The organism is Alkalihalobacillus sp. BA299 (assembly GCF_017745675.1).
Lineage (GTDB): Bacteria > Bacillota > Bacilli > Bacillales > Bacillaceae_F > Alkalihalobacterium.
Genome location: NZ_JAFLJM010000064.1, coordinates 1 through 695, shown reverse-complemented (window position 1 = coordinate 695; position 695 = coordinate 1). Strand labels below are relative to the sequence as shown.

At 35.4% G+C, this 695-nt stretch carries 1 protein-coding gene; it reads right to left on the bottom strand.

Annotated features, from left to right (window positions below):
• The coding region (locus J0N78_RS25530; protein WP_209125866.1) for an IS3 family transposase at window positions 1–695 on the bottom strand (695 nt) is incomplete at both ends.

Below are 695 nucleotides of genomic sequence, written 5' to 3'. Positions count from 1 at the left end.
AATTCAGACTTCATAATTCCAAAGAAATTCTCTATAACGGCGTTGTCATAACAGTTTCCTTTACGTGACATGCTTTGTGTTATTCCATGTTCTTTTAAGGCATGACGATACTGTTTCATTTGGTAATGCCATCCCTGATCCGAGTGGATAATTAACTCATCATTATCTGATATTCGTTCAAAAGACTTCTCTAACATTTCTGAGACAAGAGAGTAGGTTGGTCTGGAACCAATGGTGTACGTGATGATTTCACCGTTAAATAAATCTAGAATAGGAGATAGATAGAGTTTCTCTCCAAATAATTTAAATTCTGTTATGTCCGTTACCCATTTTTCATTTGGCTTCTCCGCCTTGAAGTTACGGTCCAATATGTTTGGTGCCGTCTTACCTACTTTTCCTTTATACGAGCGGTATTTCTTCATACGAACCATACTTTTCAACCCTAATTCCTTCATGATTCGTTGAACTTTTTTATGATTAACTTTGGATCCGTGATTCACAAGTTCATCTCTAATACGACGATAACCATACCGTCCTTTGTGTTCATCATAAATTTCTTTTATAAGTATTTTTAATTCTGCATCTTTGTCTGGACGATCTAAATGCTTTACATAGTAATAGTATGTACTACGTGGAATATCTGCCAACTTTATAAGTGCTTTCACCGAGAATTCATTCCTTAGTTCATAGACTAC